Here is a 21,156-nt window from a genome sequence, read left to right as displayed (position 1 = left end):
GTCGCCCACCGGGCAGACCTTCAGAACAGGCGCTGCGACGAAAGCTCCATGATTTCATCGGTAATTTCGTCCTGCCGAACGCGACTGAATTGGGCATGCAACTCACCTTGGCGACGGTTGATGTTGTCCTGAGCGGTGATCATCGCGTGCATCCGCGCTTCATTTTCTGCGGCACAGGACAACATCAGCGCCTCGCACAGCTCGGCATAGACGTATTCTTCAGCCAACTGCAACACCAGCTGACCACGTTCGAGATGTGTCCGTGGCGACCGCTCGCCGGGTTCGACCGGAAAGCGCGAGTAATCGAACGGCAACAATGAGCGCGTGACGATCGCCTGTTTCCCAGCCTGCCGGGGCATGCCGTGCACCAGCGAAACGCGAGTCACCCGCTTCGGGTCGAGTCGGGTGTAGAGCGCCTCGGCGATGCGCCCCGCGAGCGCCTGGGCCTCATCCGGATGGACCGCCATGGGCGCCGACCAGACCGGCTTTAGCCCGCGATCGGCGGTACTGACCTGACCGCGCGCACCCACCACCAGCAAGTCACCGGGCAAGCGCCGCAGACCGTCCGCCGCAGCGTCGATCAGGCGGTCGTTGAAGGTGCCGACAAAGCCCTGTTCTGCACAAAGCACAAGCAACAGATGAGCCTGCGCCCCATTTTTCGGTGTGCCAGGCCGATCAAGCTCTTCGAGAAGCCCAAGCCCTTTACCGATAGCCTCGCCCAGCGTACTGGCGTAGGCCCGAACACCCGCCAACCGCTGTTGTGCATCGTGCGAGCGGGCGGCCGCAATCCCACGCATGGCGCCAATCACGCCAGCCAGCTCATGGGTGGTATCAAGATGCTGGGCCAACTCCCCGAGGCGACTGCTCACGTCGCGGTACTCGCCAGCTCGCGGCACAAGGCCGCGACTTCAGCTATCAGCGCGGCGCGCTGATCATCGTTCAGCTGACCACTGCGCTCGACCTCCTGGGATAACGCAGTAGCCCGCGCATCCAGCCAGGATGGCAGACGTGCGCGCAGGGACTTGAACATGGCGATCGGCTGAGCATCGAAAACTCCGTCGGACAAGGCCGCGAGCAGGGCCACCTGATCGATACGGCGCAAGGCGGCAAACCGTGGCTGGGCAAACAGCGCCCGACTGCGCTCGCCGCGCTGTAACTGCGCCTTTACCCGATTGTCGCTGAGTCCGCCGAACCGGGTGAACAACTCCAGCTCGAGGAACTGGGAGTACTCCAGACGAACTCGCCCAGCCACGTCGCGCAGAATGCGCGCCTGCGCCTTGCCGCCGACCCGGCTGACGGACAACCCGACGTCGACCGCAGGCAGTTGGTTGGCGGCAGCAAGGTGGCTGTCCAGAACGATCTGGCCATCGGTGATGGAGATGAGGTTGGTCGGTATGTAGGCCGACAGATTGCCCGCCTCGGTCTGCGCGATCGGCAAAGCGGTCAGCGAGCCGCCACCGAGTTCTGCGGACAACTTGGCGGCTCGCTCCAGCAGCCGCGCGTGCAGGTAGAAGATGTCCCCCGGGTAGGCTTCGCGGCCCGGCGCCTCGTGGGTCAGCAAGGCCAACTCGCGATGGGTCGCGGCATGTTTGCTGAGGTCGTCGAGGACTATCAACGCATGCTGGCCTCGGTCGCGAAAGTACTCGGCGATGCTGAAGCCGGCAAAGGGGGCGGCCCACTGCATGCCCGGCGAGGCTGATGCCGACGCAACCACGAACACGCAGCGCTCCGCCGCGCCGTGCTCACGCACGGCCTCGATCACCTGCTGCACTGCGCTGGCTCGCTGGCCAACCGCCACATAGACGCAGATCAGTTCGGTGTGTTTCTGGTTGACAATGGCATCGATGGCCAGCGAGGTTTTGCCCGTGGCGCGGTCGCCGATAATCAGTTCGCGCTGGCCGCGCCCTATCGCAAACAGCGCATCGACGATCAGTACGCCGGTCTCCACCGGCTCGCGCACCTGGTCGCGATCGATGATGGCGGGCGCCGGCCGCTCAATGGGTAGCCACTGCCGAGCTTCGATCGGCTCGTCGCGGTCCAGCGGCCGCCCCAACGGGTCCACCACACGGCCCAGCAGTTCGGGGCCTACCGGCACCTGAAGCACCTCGCCGGTACCATAGACACGCGACCCGGCGGCGATGGTGCTGGCTTCGTCAAGCAACACGACACCGATACGCTCGGCGTCGAGCGTCAGCACGAAACCGAAACCGGCGTCGTCAAAACGCAGCAATTCGTTAAGGCGCGCGCCGGGCAGCCCTGAAACCTGAGCGATACCGTCACCTACCTGCTCGACCCGACCCACTTCACCAGCCTCGGCGCCGAGCCGGACGCGGTCAAGAGCTGCACGGCTACGCGCGAGCCAGTCGTAGGTGTTGTGTTGATGATTAGGCATGCTCGGCGTCCAGCAGCTCGTTCTTCAAGCGGTCCAGATCGGCACGAAAACTGTTGCGCACCACCACCGCGCCTCCGGTCAGTTCCAGCCCAGCGACCAGCGTGACGTCGACCATGACGTCCAGCGTCACCGGCTGCCCCAGGGCGGTCGCAAGCGCCTGCTGGATTTGGGCGAGCTCGGCTTGCTCAAGAGGACGCGGCGCGTGCAGCTCGAATCGCTGTGCTGGCTGGCGCAGATTGTCGCGAAGGGTCTCGGGCAACCGCGCCAGCTCCGCCACCAGCCCTTCGACGAAGCCGCTGACCTGAGCATCCGCCGGCAAGCGCGCCAGCAGTTTTCTGGCGATATCGAGCGCCAGTTGTGCCGCGTCTGCCTCAGCCCGCCGACGTGCCGCGCGCTGGTCGTCCTGCAGCGCCTGCATCGCCTTTTCACGACTGTCCGCAGCGCCGGCTTCGGCCTCGCGCAACAGCTTGCTGCGCATGGCGTCAGCCTCCTGTTGAACGGCCTCAAGCGCCGCCGCTCGTGTCTGGGCAACCGCTTCATTCGCCGCAACGGCACTGGCATCAAGCGCCTGCGCATCGGCCTTCGCCGCGGCGGCCTGATCGAGCAGTTCGGCCGCCACACGCTGCCGTTCGACGATGATCTGCGAATCGGCTTGAACAGGAAACGCGACAGCAACCACATCAATACCAGAACGTTGATCAGCTGCAGGCTGAGGGTCCACCAATCGAGCTTCATCGGGTCGCCACGCTCACTGAATGAACGGGTTGGCGAACAGCACCAGCACCGCGATGACCAGGCAATAGATGGCCATGGTTTCGATCATCGCCAGGCCGACAAACAGCGTTCTCGACAGCGTGCCGGCAGATTCTGGCTGACGGGCGATGGCGTCCATGGCCGCCGCCACCGCACGCCCTTCCGCCAGCGCCGGCCCGATCGCACCGAACGAAACGGCGATGGCCGCGGCGATGATGCTGACGATTTCGATCATGTTGTCCAATGTGCACCTCCAATAAGAATGCAGTTGAGCGGGGCATTTACCTTGCAACGGCGGCGCCAATGAAGACCATTGCCAAGACGCTGAAGATATAGGCCTGAATGGCGCCGGTTAGCAGGTCCAATGCCATGAACGGAATGGGCACCAGCAGACCGGCCAGTGACAACGCGATGCCAATGACGAACACGCCGCTCATGATGTTGCCGAACAGCCTCACGATCAGCGAAAAGGTACGTGTCAGCTGCTCGACGATATTCAGAGGGATCATTACCCAGCTCGGCTCGGCAAAGGTGCGCAGGTAGCCGCCCAAGCCCTTGACAGCGATACCGTAGCCAATGCTGGCTGCCAGCACGACCAGCGCCAGCGCTGTGTCTGTCTCCAGCACCGCGGTGGGGGGTTCGACGCCTGGTATCAGCGATGACCAGTTGGCGGCAAGGATGAAGATGAACAGGCTGCCGATCAGCGCCCGGTATCGCTCCGGACTGCTCTGCATGGTGTCGCGAATCTGTCCGTCGAGGGTCTCGACCAGCAACTCGAGCAGGCTCTGCATCGCAGTGGGGCGAAGAGACAGGCGCCTGGTCAGCAGCCAGCTGCCGGTGGCCAGCACCAACATCAGCAGCCAGGTCACCGCCACAGCCGTGCTGACCCGCATCGGCCCGAGCTCAAACAGCAGTGCACTCTCCAGCGGGGATGATGGACTCATCGACTCTTACTCCAAGACTGATGCAGTGCCCGCTGCCGGGCCAGCACCACTCCGACGCCACCGGCGACCACCGCCCAAGCGCCGAGGCGCGCCAGAACGACCAGCACTGCCACCGTGGCGGCCAGGCGCGTCAGCTGCAGCAGCAGCGCCACTCCGGCGCGCCCCGAGAGAAACAGGCGCACGTTCAGCTCCAGCAGGCGGAAGTGCACAGCACCGGCAAAGGCGCCGGCCAGCAGACCACAGCCGATGTGCCAGAGCACTGTGAAAAGCGGCAAGCCGGTCATTGGCGGTGCATCCAGCGCCAGGCGGACCATAAACCAAGCGCCGCACCCAAGCAGAGCAGCGCTGCAGCAAAGGTCACGCCAGTGCCCAGCAGGCGGTCGACCCAGCGACCGATGAACAGCCCCAACAACAGCGGAAGCACGATGGCCCAACCCAGCACGCCTATCTGAGCCAGGCGCCGTGCCAGGGACGGTTCCGGATCCCGCTCGGCCTGCTCGGCGCGCTCAACCGCCCGCCGGGTCGCTTCGCGCAAGGCCTCACGCTGGTCTTTCATGCTGTCCTCCCAGCGGATCGAAGGGTGGTTCGATGCCCTGTGCCGGACGCAGATAGCGCACCAGCTGCCGCACCGCCTGGGTGTGCATGCGGACATGCTCCACGCGCGCCTGACGTCCGCTCTCGACCTGCGTTTGCTGCGCCCGGTGCACGCCCGCCTCAAGCTTTTCGAGCCGAGTGTCGACGATGCCGTCACGACAGGCTACACGCAGGACCTGCCGACTGAGACTGAGTACGCCACCCTGGACTGCGCAAAATCCCTGCTCGCCACTGGCTCGCCGCCAACGCAGCACCGTCGGCTGCAGCACGGTAAGAAAGTCCTCGTGACCGGCCAGCAGACCAAAGCACCCACTGGCATCCTCGCCGCGAAACGAGACCACGTCATCCAGCTCCAGCAGTAGCTGCTGTGGCGTGCTGATCTGCAGACGCAAGCACCGGGTCACGGTTTGCTCCCCGCGCCAAGACGCTCTTCCTTGGCTCTTGCCTGCTCCAAGCTGCCAACCATATAGAGCGAACTTTCCTGCCAGTGGTCGCACTCGCCGGCCAGGATCGCCCGGCAACCCGATAAGGTCTCGTCCAGTCTGACCGAGCAGCCTGGCATGCCGGTAAAGGCTTCGGTCACGGCAAAGGGTTGCGTCAGGAAGCGCTGCAGGCGCCGCGCTCGGCTGACGATCAGCCGGTCATCTACGCCCAACTCCTCGACGCCAAGCAGCGAAATTACGTCCTGCAGGCTGCGATAGTGCTCGATGCTGCGGCGTACCTCGATCGCGGTATCGACGTGCGCCTGACCAACGACCAGAGGATCGAGCATGATCGAAGACGAGGCGATTGGGTCCACTGCGGGGTACATGCCCTGAGCGGCCATGCTGCGTGAGAGGACGACCATGCTATCCATGTGCGCCGCCAGCGCGGTCACGGCGGGATCGGTGAAATCATCGGCGGGCACATACACCGCTTCGATGGCCGTCACCGCCACCCCGTTCACCGACACGATGCGCTCCTGCAGCGCCGCCACCTCATCGGCCAGGGTTGGTTGATAACCCACCCGCGACGGCAGACGCCCGAGCAACCCCGAGACCTCGGCGCCGGCCTGTACGAAGCGAAACACGTTATCCATCAGCAGCAGAACGTTCTGCCGGCGCTCGTCGCGGAAGTACTCGGCGATGCTCAGCGCAGTCAGCGGGACGCGCCAGCGCGCACCGGGTGGTTCGCTCATCTGCCCGTAAACCAAGACCGTCTGGTCGAGCACCCCGGAGTCGCGCATATCCTGCAGCAACTCGTGGCCTTCCCGGGAGCGTTCTCCGACGCCAGCGAATACCGAGATGCCCTGATAGCGCTCGGCCATGGCGTGAATCAGCTCCATTACCAGAACGGTCTTGCCGACGCCGGCGCCGCCGAACATCGCCGCTTTGCCGCCCTGCACCAGCGGTGTAAGCAGATCGATGACCTTGATGCCAGTGGCGAACAGTTCGCGGCCGACGCTTTGGGCTGCCAGCGGAGGCGGTGTGCGCAGGATCGGCCGACGGGGGACGTCGTCTGGCAGTGTTTCCCCCTTGTCACCGGGCCTCCCGCTGACGTCCAGCAGGCGCCCCAATACGGCCTGGCCCACCGGCACACTGAGCGGGCCCCCGCGCGACAGGACCCTGCCATCTCGCGGCAGCCCGGCGGTAGCGCCCAGTGCAATGCAGCGTACCGTGTGCTCGCTGAGGTGCGCCTGCACCTCAACCAACAGGGGCTCAGCGTCGTCCCGCATGACATCGAGCGCGTCGCCAATCGCGGGCAAGCCCGTGGTGAAAACCACGTCGATTACCGCTCCGCGCACTGTGCTGATCCGTCCCTCGAGCGACGCCGTCACATCGGTATCTCCGCAGCCATGCCTGTAACGGATGATTGCCAAGCCAGCCGGCAACCGCATCACTCTACTCGCTTGGTGCCTGCCCCGCCTGCCTAGGCATTTACTTTCCGGCGCCCCGTTTCGGTGCAGCGCGTTGGATCAGTGCCGGGACGGTCGCACGGCTCGCTCCTGGACCAGCACCCACGGCGCTACCACCACAGCCCATAACTGAGGATCGCGCGTCAGCCAGTCACGTGCCTGGCTTTCATCCAGCTTGGCCAGCTGGCCATTCGCCAGCCACTTGGCTACCGTGTCACGGTCGTCTTGAGTGACGGCCAGCGCCGCTTCGATGAGATCGGCCTCGCTGGCGACACGCAATAGCGCGCCACGAGCGAAGAACGGCTGCAGTTCCTGCCAGGTAATCGACGCGGTTTCGCCCAGTAGCTTGGCATAGAGAGTGCTTGAATCTTCGCTCATGAGACCCGCCCGTTCCCTTAAAGGGCGCAATGATAGCGCTCGGGTGAATCTCATCAACCGGATGGAAATCCTGACTGTGCAAACAGGTGCTGACGCTTCTACACTGTGCCGGTACAGTTGCCGTACCGTTTGGGGACGTTGAGCCCTTAACGACACTGCAGCCCGCAGGATCCAAACAATAATGATGCAAGTGGAGCACATATGAAGACCAAGCAGCGTCTTTCGAAACTATTCATGGCTATCGCTTTGACGGGTGCAGCGAGCTACACGCTGGCCGCCGACAACATCAAGATCGGCCTGGCCGGTCCGGTTACCGGGGCTGTCGCGCAGTACGGGGACATGCAGTTCATCGGTGCCCAGATGGCCATCGAGCAAATCAACAAGGAAGGGGGCGTCAACGGTCAGCAGCTTGAAGGTATCGTCTATGACGACGCCTGCGACCCCAAGCAGGCCGTAGCGGTTGCCAACAAGATCGTTAACGACGAGGTCAGCTTCGTCGTGGGTCACCTCTGCTCCAGCTCCACCCAGCCGGCGTCCGACATTTACGAAGACGAAGGCATTCTGATGATCACCGCGGCGTCGACCAGCCCGGACATCACGTCCCGTGGCTACGAGCTGGTTTTCCGTACCATCGGTCTGGACAGCCTGCAGGGTCCGACTGCCGGTAACTTCATCGCTGACACCGTCAAGCCGAAGAATGTGGCTGTCATCCATGACAAGCAGCAGTACGGCGAAGGGATCGCGACCGCGGTCAAGGAAACCCTGGAGAAGAAAGGCGTCAAGGTTGGCCTGTTCGAAGGCATTAACGCTGGCGACAAGGACTTCTCCTCGATGATTTCCAAGCTCAAGCAGGAGAATGTCGACTTCGTCTACTACGGCGGCTATCACCCAGAGCTGGGCCTGCTGCTGCGTCAAGCGAAGGAAAAGGGCCTGAATGTCCGCTTCATGGGCCCAGAAGGCGTAGGCAACAAGGAAATCTCCGCCATTGCCGGCCCGGCTTCCGAAGGCTTGCTGGTCACCCTGCCGAAGTCGTTCGATCAGGATCCGCGCAACCAGAAGCTGGTCGACGCATTCAAGGCAAAGAAGCAGGACCCGAGCGGCCCGTTCGTGTTCCCGGCCTACGCCGCTGTTCAAGTCATTGCCGAGGGTATCGAGAAAGCCGGCAGCACCGACACCGCCAAGGTGGCCGAAGCCCTGCGCAGCAACACCTTCGATACTCCGACCGGCAACCTTTCGTTCGACGAGAAGGGTGACCTGAAAGACTTCAACTTCGTGGTTTACGAATGGCACCAGGACGGCACCAAGACCGAAGCCAAGTGAACCTATAACCAACCGACCCAGAGCCCACGGCATCCGCCGTGGGCTTTGTTTTAGCTGATCGGAGCCAACCCGGCCACAAGCACGGGACGCCCAGCAACACTTTCAACCAAGCGAGTGGCCTGTAGAACTGGCCCGCCTCGACAGGTAGGTGCGTGATCCGCACCGAGTCCACGGCGCTGCATTCTCCCTGCAGCGTTTTCGAAGCAGGTCCGCATTGGCGGCAAGCACGGCTGCGGGTGTTCAGGAGAACGTAATGCCTGAGCTTTACCACTACTTCCAACAGCTGATCAACGGCCTGACCGTTGGCAGCACCTATGCCTTGATAGCCATCGGTTACACGATGGTCTACGGCATCATCGGCATGATCAACTTCGCCCACGGCGAGGTGTACATGATCGGGTCGTATGTCACCTTTATCGCCATCGTCGGGCTGACCATGATGGGGCTCGATTCGCTGCCAATCCTCATGATCGGCGCGTTCGCCGCCGCCATGATCGTCACCAGCGCCTATGGCTACAGCATCGAGCGGGTTGCTTATCGACCGCTACGGGGCAGCAACCGGCTGATCCCGTTGATCTCCGCGATCGGCATGTCGATCTTCCTGCAGAACGTCGTCCTGCTTTCCCAGGACTCCAAAGACAAGGCGATCCCCAACCTGATGCCCGGCAACTTCATCTTTGGTGAAAGCGCCATGAACGGGGTGGTGATTTCCTACATGCAGGTGCTGATCTTTGTCGTCACCATCATTGCCATGATGGGTCTGACGCTGTTCATCTCCCGCTCTCGCCTGGGCCGCGCCTGCCGTGCCTGCGCCGAAGATCTGAAGATGGCCAACCTGCTCGGCATCAACACCAACAGCATCATCGCCCTGACTTTCGTCATCGGCGCTGCGCTGGCGGCCGTTGCAGCCGTTCTGATCAGCATGCAATACGGCGTGATCAACCCGCACATCGGCTTCCTGGCCGGCATCAAAGCCTTTACTGCTGCGGTGCTTGGCGGTATCGGCAGCATCCCGGGCGCCATGCTCGGCGGTCTGGTGCTGGGTGTCGCCGAAGCGTTCGGCGCCGATATCTTTGGTGATCAATACAAGGATGTGGTCGCGTTCAGCCTGCTGGTACTGGTGCTGCTGTTCCGTCCGACCGGCATTCTCGGCCGTCCGGAGGTTGAAAAGGTATGACTCGCAATCTGCGCACCGCCTTTTTCAGCGCACTGCTGGTATTCGCTGTAGCGGTACCGGTGTTCGGCCTGAAACTCACCACCGTCGGCATTCGCCTCGAAGTTCATGGCAGCGACGCGACGACGTTCTGGATCATCGCGGCATGCGCCGTGGCCATGTTCTTCTGGCAGCTGTTCCGCCACCACGCGGCGGCCGGGTGGGCGGCGACCCCCAACCTGCCGAGCATACCGGCTGGTGCGGGCAACTTCCTGACCCTGCCATCGACCCAGCGCTACATCATCATCGGCCTGATTCTGCTGGCGCTGGTGTGGCCGTTCTTCGGTTCACGCGGCGCGGTGGATATCGCCACGCTGATCCTGATCTACGTGATGCTCGGCCTCGGCTTGAACATCGTGGTCGGCCTGGCCGGCTTGCTGGATCTTGGTTACGTCGGGTTCTATGCCGTTGGCGCTTATACCTATGCCCTCCTCTCGCATTATTACGGGATCGGGTTCTGGGTCGCGCTGCCGATTGCTGGTGCCATGGCCGCGCTGTTCGGTTTCCTGCTGGGCTTCCCAGTGCTGCGTCTGCGCGGGGATTACCTGGCGATCGTGACCCTCGGCTTCGGTGAGATCATCCGTCTGTTGCTGCGTAACATGACCGATCTCACCGGCGGTCCCAATGGCATCAGCGGCATCGACAAACCAACACTGTTCGGCCTCTCGTTCGACCGTCGCGCGGCCGAGGGCATGCAGACGTTCCACGAGTTCTTCGGCTTGGAATATCAGTCGATCAACAAGGTGATCTTCCTCTACCTGATTGCCGTGCTGCTGGTGCTGCTGACCCTGTTCGTCATTAACAGGCTGCTGCGTATGCCTATCGGCCGCGCCTGGGAAGCGTTGCGTGAAGATGAGATCGCCTGCCGTGCGCTGGGCATGAACCCCACCGTGATCAAGCTTTCCGCGTTTACCCTCGGTGCAACGTTTGCAGGCTTCGCCGGCAGCTTCTTCGCAGCACGCCAGGGACTGGTGTCACCGGAGTCGTTCACCTTCATCGAATCGGCCATCATCCTCGCCATCGTCGTTCTGGGCGGCATGGGTTCTCAGCTGGGGGTAATACTCGCCGCCATCGTGATGATCCTGCTGCCTGAACTGATGCGTGAGTTCAGCGAGTACCGCATGCTGATGTTCGGCGCCTTGATGGTGCTGATGATGATCTGGCGTCCGCAGGGGCTGCTGCCCATGCAACGCCCCCACATGGAGCTGAAGCGATGAGCCGCCCGATTCTCGAAGTAAGCGGCCTGACCATGCGCTTCGGCGGCCTTCTGGCCGTCAACGGGGTGGGCCTGACCGTACATGACAAACAAGTGGTCTCGATGATCGGCCCCAACGGCGCCGGCAAGACCACGGTATTCAACTGCCTGACCGGGTTCTACCAGCCCACCGACGGCAAGATCCTGCTCGACGGCGAAGCGATCCAGGGCCTGCCCGGCCACAAGATTGCCCGCAAGGGCGTGGTGAGGACATTCCAGAACGTTCGCCTGTTCAAGGACATGACCGCCATCGAAAACTTGTTGGTCGCCCAACACCGCCACCTGAACACCGGCTTTCTGTCCGGCCTGTTGAAGACCAAGGCGTTTCGCAAGAGCGAGCGCCAGGCAATGGATTTCGCCGCGCACTGGCTCGATCAGGTCAACCTGACCGACATTGCCAACCGCCCGGCCGGCACCCTTGCCTACGGCCAGCAGCGCCGTCTGGAAATCGCGCGCTGCATGATGACGCGTCCGCGCATCCTCATGCTCGACGAACCGGCGGCCGGCCTGAACCCGAAGGAAACCGAAGACCTGAAAGCGCTGATCGGCATGTTGCGTGACCAGCACAACGTGACGGTTCTGCTCATTGAGCACGACATGAAGCTGGTCATGAGCATTTCCGACCATATCGTGGTGATCAACCAGGGCTGTCCGCTGGCTGACGGCACGCCGGAGCAGATTCGTGACAATCCGGACGTGATCAAAGCCTATCTGGGAGAGGCGTAACCATGCTGTATTTCGAAAACGTCTCGACCTTTTACGGCAAGATCCAAGCGCTGCATAACGTCAACGTGGAAGTCCGCAAGGGCGAGATCGTCACCCTGATCGGCGCCAACGGCGCCGGCAAGTCGACCCTGCTGATGACGCTCTGCGGAACGCCCATGGCGTCCGAAGGCAGCATCCGCTTCGAGGGCGAGGAGCTGGTAGGCAAGCAAACCTTCGACATCATGCGCAAGGACATTGCCGTGGTACCCGAAGGGCGGCGCATCTTTGCTCGGCTGACGGTCGAGGAAAATCTGGCCATGGGTGGGTTCTTCACCAACAAGGCGGACTTCCAGGAGCAGTTGGACAAGGTGCTGTTGCTGTTCCCACGACTGAAGGAGCGTTTCCAGCAGCGTGGCGGCACCATGTCCGGAGGTGAGCAACAGATGCTCGCCATTGCCCGTGCGTTGATGAGCAAGCCCAAGTTGTTGCTGCTCGACGAGCCGTCGTTGGGGCTGGCACCGATCATCATTCAGCAGATCTTCGACATCATCGAACAGCTGCGCAAAGATGGCGTAACCATCTTCCTGGTCGAGCAGAACGCCAACCAGGCCCTGAAGCTGGCCGACCGGGCTTATGTGCTGGAGAACGGTCACATCGTCATGCAGGGCAGCGGTGAAGAGTTGCTGGTCAACCCCAAGGTTCGCGACGCCTACCTGGGCGGCTGAATCGAGGCAAACGAAGGAGCCGGGCAAATGCCCGGCTTTTTCATGCGCGCACGCAGGGGATGACAAGCGAGGGCCGAGCCTTTATCGTGCTCTGCGTCGCGTCTTTCCCGACACCCATCTGGGCGTCCCGACGAGACCCCTGGATCAGCAGACAGGGCATAACTGAGCTGGCTCATTTCTGAACTCAACTCAGGAGAAGCCGGCCATGACTGCCAGCCGTATCTGGATCAAGAACCCCCTCGCCCTCTACACCGCCAACGATCAGAAAGCCCCTGGCGGGCTGGTAATCGAGAGAGGCGTGATTGTCGAAATGCTCGACGCCGGGCAATCGCCCTCGACGCCTGTCGACAGCACCTTCGATGCCCGTGAGCACGTCGTGCTGCCAGGGCTGATCAACACGCACCACCACTTCTATCAGACCCTCACGCGAGCCTGGGGCCCCGTGGTCAATCAGCCCCTGTTCCCCTGGCTGAAGACGCTCTATCCGGTCTGGGCACGCCTGACGCCGGATCGTCTGGCGCTCGCCAGCAAGGTCGCGCTCGCCGAGCTGCTGCTTTCCGGCTGCACCACTGCCGCAGATCATCATTACCTGTTCCCGGATGGCTTAGAAAACGCCATTGACGTCCAGATCGACGTCGTTCGCGAGTTGGGCATGCGCGCCATGCTGACCCGCGGCTCCATGAGCCTGGGTGAAGCCGATGGCGGGCTGCCGCCGCAACACACCGTGCAGACGGCCGAAGCAATCCTTGAGGACAGCGAACGGTTGATCGGCCGCTATCACGAGCGCGGCGCCGGCGCGCAGATCCAGATCGGCCTTGCGCCCTGCTCGCCGTTTTCGGTTACACCGGAAATCATGCGCGCCAGCGCCGCTCTGGCTGAACACCACGACGTGCGCCTGCACACGCACCTGGCCGAAACCCTGGACGAAGAAGAGTTCTGCCTGCAGCGCTTCGGCCTGCGCACCGTGGACTACCTGGACAGCGTTGGCTGGCTGTCCAATCGCACCTGGTTGGCACATGGCATTCACTTCAACGAGGACGAAATTGCCCGCCTCGGCGCGGCCGGCACCGGCATCTGCCATTGCCCATGCTCCAACATGCGACTGGCCTCGGGCATCTGCCCAACCGTCGCGCTGGAAGCGGCAGGCGCGCCAATCGGGCTTGGCGTGGATGGTTCGGCCTCCAACGACGCCTCCAACATGATTCTTGAAGCCAGGCAGGCGCTATACATCCAGCGCCTGCGCTACGGTGCAGAAGAGATCACGCCTGAGCGGGCCTTGGGTTGGGCCACGCGCGGTTCAGCACGGCTGCTGGGTCGTCACGATGTGGGTGAATTGGCGGTGGGCAAGCAGGCCGATCTGGCTCTTTTCAAGCTCGACGAGCTGCGTTTTTCCGGTAGCCACGACCCGATCTCCGCGCTGCTGCTGTGCGGCGCTGACCGGGCCGACCGGGTGATGGTGGGTGGCCAGTGGCGGGTGGTCGACGGCCAGATCGAAGGCCTCGACGTGGCCGGACTGATCGCCAACCACAGCCAGGCCGCACGCGAACTGATCGCGGGCTAGTCCCAACGCCGAGGTTTCGCTCAAAGACTGGCGAGTCGTATGACCGGCGAGCAGCGACGCTCGCCGGCGTCCGGACGGAGCAGTCAGCTTCTCAGTTCTTCGATTCGCCAATCTTGAGCGCAAACACGCCCGTCAAAAGCAAACTGCCGCGCCAGGGCCGACGGCCAGTTTGCTCAGGCGCGACTAGGCATGCGGGGCTGGGCGCAGCGCCTTGGCCATGCATTGCAGAGCCTCACGCGGCCCACCGCAAATCAGCGTAGCGGGCACAGCCAGCATCAAGTTCACGGGCAGGTCGAACGCTTCCAGTTGCAGCCCATCGCAATCGAGACCGGACACGCCACAAAGCTGTGGATGCTGGCGCTGCAGACGCTCGGCATAGCTGCCCTCCCCGTCCAGATAGCCATAGATCGGCTTGCCCTGAGCGGTGGCATAACCGACTTCGAAACTGGTGCCGCTGTCCGGCTCACCACCGCGAAAGAAGTTCAGATCGGCAAGCACCGCATCGGCCTGACCGAGCAATTCCAGATTGGCCCGGTAGATCCAGGCCGCCTGCTCACGCGGCAACTCGATCTCGTTCGGCACCTGCTTATCCAGCGGATACAGACCGATGAAGCCGAACTCGGCACACAAGGCCTTGAGCCGCTCACCATGCTCAATGGCATCAGGCCGAAATACAGCGGGGCCAGCGAGATAGATGCGCAACGTCATTGAGGTTCCATCCTGCTGAGCGGGGTCACAGCCCGATCAGCGAAAGCATGATGAAGGTAGCGAACAGCACGAAGTGGGTCATGCCCTCGATCGCGTTGGTTTCGCCGTCGTTCAGGTTGATAGCCGCGACGATGATGGTGATCAACACCATGGTTGTCTGCACCGGCGTCATCGCCATCTGAAATGGCTGGCCACTATACAGCGCCATGGCCTCCATGATTGGGACCGTCAGGATCACCGTGGACAGCGAGGCGCCAAGCGCAATGTTGACCACTGCCTGCATACGGTTGGCCAACGCGGCGCGCAAGGCGGTCAGAATTTCCGGCGCGGCCGCGATAGCTGCCACCAACAGGGCTGCGAGCATAGGCGGTGCACCGGTTCCGACCAGGCTCACCTTCATCGTCTGCGACATCACCTCGGCCAGCGCGCCAATGATCACCACGCCGACACAGAGCATGGCGATCGATGGCCCGGCACTGCCTGACGCCTGGGTAGTTGCCGGGTGCTCGTTGCGGCGACGCTTCTTCTCCGGGTAGCTATAGCTGAAGAAGTAACTGTGCGCGCCAACCTGCATCCGCAGAAACACGCCGTACAGCAGCAGCATCGCGCCAATGGTAAAGGCCGAGTACAGACGCCAGTCTTCCTGCGGAATGAACTCAGGAACGACCATAGAGACGCCCATCGCGGTGAGGATCATCACGCTGTAGGTCCGCGCGGAATCGTCGTTGTAGGGTTGCTCGCCGTGCCGCAGCCCGCCCATCAGCGCAGCCAGCCCGAGAATGCCATTGAGGTCGAGCATTACCGCTGCGTAGATGGTGTCACGCACCAGGGTCGGTGAAGGCTCGTGCGACATCATGATGCCGAGGATGACGACCTCCACCAGCACGGCCGAAAGCGTGAGAATCATGGTTCCGTAGGGGTCACCGACCTTTTCGGCAAGCACTTCGGCATGGTGAGCGACGCGTACCGAGGCCAACACGATGACCAGCACAAGCACCGCCGTGCTGATCATCGCAATCGTGCGGCCACCGCGCAGAAGGCTCTCTTCAAACACGTACGCCAGCACTGCTACCAGGAGCGCGACGATGAGGTAGGTCTCGTCTTTGAGTCTCTGCAACATCTTGTAATTCTCTTGGGGCCTGAAGCTCCGACGCACCAAGCCCTGGCAAATATCCCCATCCGTGCGCCTAACCGGATCGGCGGCGACCAATACAGTTATTGAAGGCGGCCAGATTCTCAGGCAGCTTCGGTAGTTGTCCCATTGGTCAGCTTTTTGCATCCAATTTGGTGATGGTTGAACTTGGTGGCGTATGCGGCATAACGGAGGGCCGGTCGCAGCAGTCCATCCCAATAGCGCTCCCAGCTGCGCCGAATCCCACGCCTGTCGTCGCAAGCAGCAGGAGCAGCCAGCCTGAGCCACACTCTAGGCATGCTCGGCCCGGCTTTGTGGCGGCAATCGGGGTCAGTCAGGAACGGTCCATCGGACGCATTGACTTTTGAGTCAGTAATTTCTTGACCGAAAAGTCAGATAACGCTAATTTCCACCGCCAGAGCCCAGAACAAAAACGCCCCGGAGGCCCGCCTTGATCCAGTTTCTTCTCAATCGAGAACTGCGCCGTGAGCAGACACTCGATCCGAATACCACCGTGTTGGAATACCTGCGCGAATACCGCGGTAAATCCGGCACCAAAGAAGGCTGCGCTTCCGGAGACTGCGGTGCCTGCACCGTCGTGGTCGGAGAGCTGGACGGAGATCGCCTGCGCTACCGCACGCTCAATTCCTGCCTGACCTTCGTCTCCGCCTTGCACGGCAAGCAGCTGATCACCGTCGAAGACCTCAAGCACCAGGGCCAGCTGCACAGCGTCCAGCAAGCCATGGTCGATTGCCACGGCTCGCAGTGCGGCTTCTGCACGCCCGGCTTCGTCATGAGCCTGTTTGCCTTGCAAAAATCAGCGGATGGGTACGACAAGGCCGACACCCACGAAGCCCTGGCCGGCAACCTCTGCCGCTGCACCGGCTACCGCCCGATTCTGGAAGCCGCGGAGCAGGCCTGTTGCGGCAAGCAGCCGGACCAATTCGATGCGCGCGAAGCCGATACCATCGCCCAGCTGAAAACCATCGCACCCAGCGAAACCGCCGAGCTGAACAGCGGCGACAAGCGCTGTCTGTCGCCACTGACCGTAGGTGATCTGGCCGATATCTACAGCGCCAACCCGGACGCACGCCTGCTGGCCGGCGGCACCGACCTTGCGCTTGAAGTCACCCAGCTCCACCGCGAGCTGCCAGTGATGATTTACGTCGGCCACATTGCCGAGATGAAGAAAGTCGAGGTCACCGACAAGGGCATCGAGATCGGCGCAGCCACACCGCTGACCGATTGCTATGAAGTGCTGGCAGAGGAGTACCCCGACTTCGGCGAGCTGCTGCACCGCTTCGCCTCTTTGCAGATCCGCAATCAGGGCACCCTGGGCGGCAACATCGGTAACGCCTCGCCCATCGGCGATTCGCCACCCTTGCTGATCGCGCTGGGTGCGCAAGTAGTGCTGCGCAAAGGAGATAACAGCCGCACCCTGCTGTTGCAGGATTACTTCATCGACTACAAGGTCACCGCTCGCGAGCAAGGTGAATTCATCGAGAAAATCATCGTGCCACGCGCCCAGCCGAACCGAGTGTTCCGTGCCTACAAGGTGTCCAAGCGCCTGGACGATGACATCTCTGCCGTCTGTGCGGCCTTTGACCTGAAGCTCGAAGACGGCCTGATCGACGATGCCCGCGTCGCCTTTGGCGGTATGGCAGCCATTCCAAAACGCGCAGTGGCCTGCGAGCGCGCGCTGATCGGCGCGCCGTTCACCGCCGAGACCATCGAGCGGGCCTGTGAAGCGCTGGAGCAGGACTTCACGCCACTGACCGACTTCCGTGCCAGCCGCGAATACCGCCTGCTGGTCGCCCAGAACCTGCTGCGTAAATGCTTCCTTGAGCAACAAAGCCCGGAAGCCGAGACAAGGGTGACCGCATATGCATAAGCCCGGGGTCTGTCATCAGTTATTTCCCACGTTGCGACGGAGCCAGTTTGGACACAGAGCAAGGCGTGAGGAGAGAGGTTTGGTATTCCAAATGAACGACGAACAACGCAGCGCTGTGTCCAAACTGGCCCGTCCCTTCGGGTTGCGCCTGAAATCGCCCCAGCCGGCGTTGCAGCCTTCGATAAGGGAGTGGCCATTATCTTCAGGCTGCGCCTTGCCTGGGGCGATTTCAGACAGCAACGCAATCGGGGGAAATAACTGATGAAAGACCCTAAGTCCCAAGAAGAAATCGCCGCCCTGTTCAAGCAGGACCTGGTCACCGGCGTCGGCCGCAGCGTCAAACATGACAGCGCGCCCAAGCATGTCACTGGCGAGGCGGTGTACGTCGATGACCGTCTGGAATTCCCCAATCAGCTGCACATCTATGCCCGCATGAGCGACCGCGCCCATGCCCGAATCGTGCGCATCGACACGGCCCCTTGCTACGCCGTACCCGGTGTTGCGATCGCCATCACTGCGCAGGACGTGCCGGGTCAGCTGGACATTGGCGCAGTTATGCCCGGTGACCCGCTGCTGGCCGACGGTAAGGTCGAATATGTCGGCCAGCCGGTGATTGCCGTCGCTGCCGACAGCCTGGAAACCGCACGTAAAGCGGCCATGGCCGCGATCATTGAGTACGAAGATCTGGAACCGGTGATCGACGTCGTCGATGCCTTGCGCAAAAAGCACTTCGTACTCGACAGCCACACCCACAAGCGTGGCGATTCGACCAGCGCACTGGCGAGCGCCCCGCGTCGCCTGCAAGGCAGCTTGCACATCGGCGGGCAGGAACATTTCTACCTGGAAACCCAGGTCTCTTCGGTGATGCCCACCGAGGACGGCGGCATGATCGTCTACACCTCGACGCAGAACCCCACCGAGGTGCAGAAGCTGGTCTCCGAGGTGCTCGGCGTCTCGATGAACAAGATCGTAATCGACATGCGCCGCATGGGCGGCGGCTTCGGCGGCAAGGAGACCCAGGCCGCCGGCCCCGCGTGCATGTGCGCCGTGATCGCGCACCTCACCGGCCGGCCAACCAAGATGCGTCTGCCACGCATGGAAGACATGACCATGACCGGCAAGCGCCACCCCTTCTATGTCGAGTACGACGTCGGCTTCGATGATGACGGCCTGCTGCACGGCATCGAGATCGACCTGGCCGGCAACTGCGGCTACTCGCCGGACCTCTCCGGCTCCATCGTCGACCGCGCCATGTTCCACTCCGACAACGCCTATTACCTGGGCGACGCCACCATCAACGGCCATCGCTGCAAGACCAACCTGGCGTCGAACACCGCCTACCGCGGCTTCGGCGGCCCGCAAGGCATGGTCGCCATCGAAGAGATCATGGACACGGTCGCGCGGGAGCTGGGCAAGGACCCGCTCGATGTGCGCAAGCGCAACTACTACGGCAAGACCGAGCGCAACGTCACGCCTTACTACCAGACGGTCGAGCACAACATGCTCGAGGAAATGACCGCAGAGCTCGAGGCCAGCAGCGAGTATGCCAAGCGCCGCGAAGAGATCCGCACGTTCAATGCCAAGAGCCCGATCCTGAAGAAGGGTCTGTCACTGACCCCAGTGAAGTTCGGCATCAGCTTTACCGCCAGCTTCCTCAATCAGGGCGGCGCGCTGGTGCACGTTTACACCGATGGCAGCATCCACCTGAACCACGGCGGCACAGAGATGGGCCAGGGCCTGAACACCAAGGTCGCGCAGGTCGTGGCCGAAGTGTTCCAGGTCGACTTCGACCGTATCCAGATCACCGCCACCAATACCGACAAGGTGCCGAACACCTCGCCAACCGCTGCTTCCAGCGGCACCGATCTGAACGGCAAGGCGGCGCAAAATGCCGCGCAGACCATCAAGCAGCGGCTGATCGAGTTTGCCGCACGGCACTTCAAGGTCACTGAAGAAGATGTGGAGTTCAAGAACGGCCAGGTGCGCATCCGTGACCAGTACGTCTCCTTCGACGAGCTGATCCAGCAGGCGTATTTCGGCCAGGTCTCGCTGTCGTCCACCGGCTTCTACCGCACGCCGAAAATCTACTACGACCGCAGCCAGGCACGCGGCCGGCCGTTCTATTACTTCGCCTATGGCGCGGCGTGCTCGGAAGTGATCGTCGACACCCTGACCGGCGAGTACAAGATGCTGCGCAGCGACATCCTGCATGATGTCGGCGCCTCGCTGAACCCAGCCATCGATATCGGCCAGGTAGAAGGCGGCTTCGTCCAGGGCATGGGCTGGCTGACCATGGAAGAGCTGGTCTGGAACGACAAGGGCAAGCTGATGACCAGCGGCCCAGCCAGCTACAAAGTGCCAGCCGTGGCAGACATGCCGCTGGATCTGCGGGTCAAGCTGGTAGAGAACCGCAAGAATCCCGAAGACACGGTGTTCCATTCCAAGGCCGTCGGCGAGCCGCCGTTCATGCTCGGCATTTCGGTCTGGTGTGCGATCAAGGATGCCGTCGCCAGCCTGGCCGACTACAAGGCCCAACCGAAGATCGACGCGCCTGCGACGCCCGAGCGGGTGCTGTGGGGTGTGGAACAGATGCGCAAGTTGAAGCAGGCGACTGTCGCGGTCTCGACAACGGAAACCACGCCGGCCTGACGTAGGGTGGACACGCTTCGCTTGTCCACCTTCAGCGCAACATGATCGTTTCGGTGGAGCCGCTTTGCGGATCCACCTGGGAAGGACTGAACATGAGCAATACCGCCTGGATCGAAGCACTCGCCGACCTGCAGCAACAAGGCGAACCCTGCGTGCTGGTCACCATCATCGAAGAGCGCGGCTCGACGCCGCGCAATGCGGGCTCGAAGATGGTGGTCAGCCGCGAGCGCCTGTACGACACCATCGGCGGCGGCCATCTGGAATACAAGGCACAGGCAATTGCGCGGGAGATGCTTGAAAACCGCGTGCGTGATACGCGGCTGGAACGCTTTTCCCTGGGCGCGAGCCTCGGCCAGTGCTGTGGCGGCGCCACCGTGCTGCTGTTCGAACCCATGGGCCAACCGCAGGCGCATATTGCGGTGTTCGGTGCCGGCCACGTTGGCCGCGCACTGGTGCCGCTACTTGCCAGTCTGCCGTGCAAGGTGCGCTGGATCGATTCGCGCGAAAGCGAATTCCCGGCCCATATTCCTGCGGGCGTGGAGAAAGTGGTCAACGACGAGGTGGTCGACGAGGTGGCCGAGATGCCGGCAGGCAGCTACTTCATCGTTATGACGCACAACCATCAACTCGACCTGGAGCTGACCGCGGCCATCCTCGAACGCAACGATTTCACCTACTACGGGCTGATCGGCTCGAAGAGCAAGCGCGCCAAGTTCGAACACCGTCTGCGCGACCGCGGCTTCCAGCCCGACACCGTGCAACGCATGCGCTGCCCGATGGGTATTGCCGAGGTGAAGGGCAAGCTGCCGGTCGAAATTGCGGTATCCATCGCTGGCGAAGTGATCGCCACCTACAACGCCCATTTCGGTGAAAAGAGCGGTGAGAAAGCCGCGGACGGCGTGAAGCCGGTGCCCATGCTGGTGCCCGCCTCGCGCCGCTCGCAGAACGGCTGATCGTGCCGCGCCTTTTTTTGTGAGAAGCGCCCCCGCGTTTAGCCGAATACAGATCGGTTAAGCGCTCCGCCTCAATGCGGCCTTCCACA

21 protein-coding genes are annotated in these 21,156 nt (G+C 62.4%); 9 read left to right on the top strand and 12 right to left on the bottom strand.

What is annotated here, in order from left to right:
• Positions 1 to 20: 20 nt before the first annotated feature.
• The 10 genes from ACSSNI_RS18920 to ACSSNI_RS18875 all read right to left on the bottom strand — a co-directional run bounded on the left by ACSSNI_RS18920 (position 21) and on the right by ACSSNI_RS18875 (position 6,955).
• Positions 21 to 869, bottom strand: a complete 849-nt coding sequence (locus ACSSNI_RS18920) for a F0F1 ATP synthase subunit gamma (RefSeq protein ID WP_200637467.1) — start codon at positions 867 to 869, stop codon at positions 21 to 23.
• Positions 866 to 2,392 carry a F0F1 ATP synthase subunit alpha gene (locus tag ACSSNI_RS18915; RefSeq protein ID WP_200637464.1) on the bottom strand — a complete coding sequence of 509 codons (1,527 nt, stop codon included), beginning with the start codon at positions 2,390 to 2,392 and terminating at the stop codon, positions 866 to 868. Before ACSSNI_RS18915 ends, ACSSNI_RS18920 begins: the two co-directional genes overlap by 4 nt.
• On the bottom strand, positions 2,385 to 3,113 hold the full coding sequence (locus ACSSNI_RS18910) for a F0F1 ATP synthase subunit delta (protein WP_200637462.1): 729 nt from the start codon (positions 3,111 to 3,113) through the stop codon (positions 2,385 to 2,387). The genes ACSSNI_RS18915 and ACSSNI_RS18910 overlap by 8 nt, the downstream gene beginning before the upstream one ends.
• Positions 3,114 to 3,140: 27 nt before the next feature.
• Positions 3,141 to 3,380: a F0F1 ATP synthase subunit C gene (locus tag ACSSNI_RS18905; RefSeq protein WP_219807516.1), complete on the bottom strand. Its 240-nt coding sequence runs from the start codon at positions 3,378 to 3,380 to the stop codon at positions 3,141 to 3,143.
• Between the two features lie 46 nt (positions 3,381 to 3,426).
• Positions 3,427 to 4,089, bottom strand: a complete 663-nt coding sequence (locus ACSSNI_RS18900) for a F0F1 ATP synthase subunit A (protein ID WP_200637459.1) — start codon at positions 4,087 to 4,089, stop codon at positions 3,427 to 3,429.
• Complete coding sequence (locus ACSSNI_RS18895; protein ID WP_200637456.1) at positions 4,086 to 4,373, bottom strand: N-ATPase subunit AtpR; 288 nt, start codon at positions 4,371 to 4,373, stop codon at positions 4,086 to 4,088. Before ACSSNI_RS18895 ends, ACSSNI_RS18900 begins: the two co-directional genes overlap by 4 nt.
• On the bottom strand, positions 4,370 to 4,645 hold the full coding sequence (locus ACSSNI_RS18890) for an AtpZ/AtpI family protein (RefSeq protein ID WP_102834995.1): 276 nt from the start codon (positions 4,643 to 4,645) through the stop codon (positions 4,370 to 4,372). Before ACSSNI_RS18890 ends, ACSSNI_RS18895 begins: the two co-directional genes overlap by 4 nt.
• Complete coding sequence (locus tag ACSSNI_RS18885) at positions 4,629 to 5,087, bottom strand: F0F1 ATP synthase subunit epsilon (protein ID WP_200637453.1); 459 nt, start codon at positions 5,085 to 5,087, stop codon at positions 4,629 to 4,631. The genes ACSSNI_RS18890 and ACSSNI_RS18885 overlap by 17 nt, the downstream gene beginning before the upstream one ends.
• A complete protein-coding gene (atpD, locus tag ACSSNI_RS18880) occupies positions 5,084 to 6,559 on the bottom strand; it encodes a F0F1 ATP synthase subunit beta (RefSeq protein ID WP_200637450.1) in 1,476 nt (491 codons plus the stop codon). The genes ACSSNI_RS18885 and atpD overlap by 4 nt, the downstream gene beginning before the upstream one ends.
• Positions 6,560 to 6,637: 78 nt before the next feature.
• Positions 6,638 to 6,955: a DUF2288 domain-containing protein gene (locus ACSSNI_RS18875; protein WP_148924539.1), complete on the bottom strand. Its 318-nt coding sequence runs from the start codon at positions 6,953 to 6,955 to the stop codon at positions 6,638 to 6,640.
• A 201-nt stretch (positions 6,956 to 7,156) separates the two neighbouring features.
• Between ACSSNI_RS18875 and ACSSNI_RS18870 the strand changes: the two genes are divergently transcribed.
• From ACSSNI_RS18870 to ACSSNI_RS18845, 6 genes are all read left to right on the top strand, one after another.
• A complete protein-coding gene (locus ACSSNI_RS18870; protein ID WP_102834999.1) occupies positions 7,157 to 8,275 on the top strand; it encodes a branched-chain amino acid ABC transporter substrate-binding protein in 1,119 nt (372 codons plus the stop codon).
• 253 nt (positions 8,276 to 8,528) lie between these two features.
• A complete protein-coding gene (gene livH, locus ACSSNI_RS18865) occupies positions 8,529 to 9,452 on the top strand; it encodes a high-affinity branched-chain amino acid ABC transporter permease LivH (RefSeq protein ID WP_045425061.1) in 924 nt (307 codons plus the stop codon).
• Complete coding sequence (locus ACSSNI_RS18860; protein WP_148924537.1) at positions 9,449 to 10,705, top strand: high-affinity branched-chain amino acid ABC transporter permease LivM; 1,257 nt, start codon at positions 9,449 to 9,451, stop codon at positions 10,703 to 10,705. The genes livH and ACSSNI_RS18860 overlap by 4 nt, the downstream gene beginning before the upstream one ends.
• Positions 10,702 to 11,469: a high-affinity branched-chain amino acid ABC transporter ATP-binding protein LivG gene (gene livG, locus ACSSNI_RS18855; RefSeq protein WP_148924536.1), complete on the top strand. Its 768-nt coding sequence runs from the start codon at positions 10,702 to 10,704 to the stop codon at positions 11,467 to 11,469. Before ACSSNI_RS18860 ends, livG begins: the two co-directional genes overlap by 4 nt.
• A 2-nt stretch (positions 11,470 to 11,471) precedes the next feature.
• A complete protein-coding gene (locus tag ACSSNI_RS18850; protein ID WP_200637448.1) occupies positions 11,472 to 12,173 on the top strand; it encodes an ABC transporter ATP-binding protein in 702 nt (233 codons plus the stop codon).
• A gap of 205 nt (positions 12,174 to 12,378) precedes the next feature.
• Positions 12,379 to 13,734 (top strand): 8-oxoguanine deaminase, encoded by a 1,356-nt coding sequence (locus tag ACSSNI_RS18845; protein WP_200637446.1) that lies wholly within the window; start codon positions 12,379 to 12,381, stop codon positions 13,732 to 13,734.
• A 183-nt stretch (positions 13,735 to 13,917) separates the two neighbouring features.
• On the opposite strand, the gene ACSSNI_RS18840 is transcribed toward ACSSNI_RS18845, so the two are convergent.
• Both ACSSNI_RS18840 and ACSSNI_RS18835 read right to left on the bottom strand, forming a co-directional pair.
• On the bottom strand, positions 13,918 to 14,442 hold the full coding sequence (locus ACSSNI_RS18840; protein WP_448259954.1) for a nucleoside 2-deoxyribosyltransferase: 525 nt from the start codon (positions 14,440 to 14,442) through the stop codon (positions 13,918 to 13,920).
• A gap of 25 nt (positions 14,443 to 14,467) precedes the next feature.
• Positions 14,468 to 15,562 carry a calcium:cation antiporter gene (locus ACSSNI_RS18835; protein WP_448259952.1) on the bottom strand — a complete coding sequence of 365 codons (1,095 nt, stop codon included), beginning with the start codon at positions 15,560 to 15,562 and terminating at the stop codon, positions 14,468 to 14,470.
• Between the two features lie 463 nt (positions 15,563 to 16,025).
• Between ACSSNI_RS18835 and xdhA the strand changes: the two genes are divergently transcribed.
• The 3 genes from xdhA to xdhC all read left to right on the top strand — a co-directional run bounded on the left by xdhA (position 16,026) and on the right by xdhC (position 21,067).
• Positions 16,026 to 17,465 carry a xanthine dehydrogenase small subunit gene (gene xdhA / locus ACSSNI_RS18830; protein ID WP_448259950.1) on the top strand — a complete coding sequence of 480 codons (1,440 nt, stop codon included), beginning with the start codon at positions 16,026 to 16,028 and terminating at the stop codon, positions 17,463 to 17,465.
• 261 nt (positions 17,466 to 17,726) lie between these two features.
• Positions 17,727 to 20,114 (top strand): xanthine dehydrogenase molybdopterin binding subunit, encoded by a 2,388-nt coding sequence (xdhB, locus tag ACSSNI_RS18825; RefSeq protein WP_200637438.1) that lies wholly within the window; start codon positions 17,727 to 17,729, stop codon positions 20,112 to 20,114.
• 92 nt (positions 20,115 to 20,206) lie between these two features.
• Positions 20,207 to 21,067, top strand: a complete 861-nt coding sequence (xdhC, locus tag ACSSNI_RS18820) for a xanthine dehydrogenase accessory protein XdhC (protein ID WP_200637435.1) — start codon at positions 20,207 to 20,209, stop codon at positions 21,065 to 21,067.
• Positions 21,068 to 21,156: the final 89 nt, after the last annotated feature.

The sequence above is a fragment of the Stutzerimonas tianxiuensis genome (assembly GCF_053470365.1).
The sequence above is the reverse complement of the archived record's forward strand: the minus strand, read 5'-3'. Positions and strand labels throughout refer to the sequence as shown.

What these genes read in the sequence shown, in the direction of transcription:
- ACSSNI_RS18915 (WP_200637464.1), bottom strand. Translation starts at nt 2,392, where the DNA reads ATGCCTAATCATCAACACAACACCTACGACTGGCTCGCGCGTAGCCGT.
- ACSSNI_RS18905 (WP_219807516.1), bottom strand. Translation starts at nt 3,380, where the DNA reads ATGATCGAAATCGTCAGCATCATCGCCGCGGCCATCGCCGTTTCGTTC.
- ACSSNI_RS18900 (WP_200637459.1), bottom strand. Translation starts at nt 4,089, where the DNA reads ATGAGTCCATCATCCCCGCTGGAGAGTGCACTGCTGTTTGAGCTCGGG.
- ACSSNI_RS18895 (WP_200637456.1), bottom strand. Translation starts at nt 4,373, where the DNA reads ATGACCGGCTTGCCGCTTTTCACAGTGCTCTGGCACATCGGCTGTGGT.
- ACSSNI_RS18890 (WP_102834995.1), bottom strand. Translation starts at nt 4,645, where the DNA reads ATGAAAGACCAGCGTGAGGCCTTGCGCGAAGCGACCCGGCGGGCGGTT.
- atpD (WP_200637450.1), bottom strand. Translation starts at nt 6,559, where the DNA reads ATGCGGTTGCCGGCTGGCTTGGCAATCATCCGTTACAGGCATGGCTGC.
- ACSSNI_RS18875 (WP_148924539.1), bottom strand. Translation starts at nt 6,955, where the DNA reads ATGAGCGAAGATTCAAGCACTCTCTATGCCAAGCTACTGGGCGAAACC.
- ACSSNI_RS18870 (WP_102834999.1), top strand. Translation starts at nt 7,157, where the DNA reads ATGAAGACCAAGCAGCGTCTTTCGAAACTATTCATGGCTATCGCTTTG.
- livH (WP_045425061.1), top strand. Translation starts at nt 8,529, where the DNA reads ATGCCTGAGCTTTACCACTACTTCCAACAGCTGATCAACGGCCTGACC.
- ACSSNI_RS18860 (WP_148924537.1), top strand. Translation starts at nt 9,449, where the DNA reads ATGACTCGCAATCTGCGCACCGCCTTTTTCAGCGCACTGCTGGTATTC.
- livG (WP_148924536.1), top strand. Translation starts at nt 10,702, where the DNA reads ATGAGCCGCCCGATTCTCGAAGTAAGCGGCCTGACCATGCGCTTCGGC.
- ACSSNI_RS18850 (WP_200637448.1), top strand. Translation starts at nt 11,472, where the DNA reads ATGCTGTATTTCGAAAACGTCTCGACCTTTTACGGCAAGATCCAAGCG.
- ACSSNI_RS18845 (WP_200637446.1), top strand. Translation starts at nt 12,379, where the DNA reads ATGACTGCCAGCCGTATCTGGATCAAGAACCCCCTCGCCCTCTACACC.
- ACSSNI_RS18840 (WP_448259954.1), bottom strand. Translation starts at nt 14,442, where the DNA reads ATGACGTTGCGCATCTATCTCGCTGGCCCCGCTGTATTTCGGCCTGAT.
- ACSSNI_RS18835 (WP_448259952.1), bottom strand. Translation starts at nt 15,562, where the DNA reads ATGTTGCAGAGACTCAAAGACGAGACCTACCTCATCGTCGCGCTCCTG.
- xdhB (WP_200637438.1), top strand. Translation starts at nt 17,727, where the DNA reads ATGAAAGACCCTAAGTCCCAAGAAGAAATCGCCGCCCTGTTCAAGCAG.
- xdhC (WP_200637435.1), top strand. Translation starts at nt 20,207, where the DNA reads ATGAGCAATACCGCCTGGATCGAAGCACTCGCCGACCTGCAGCAACAA.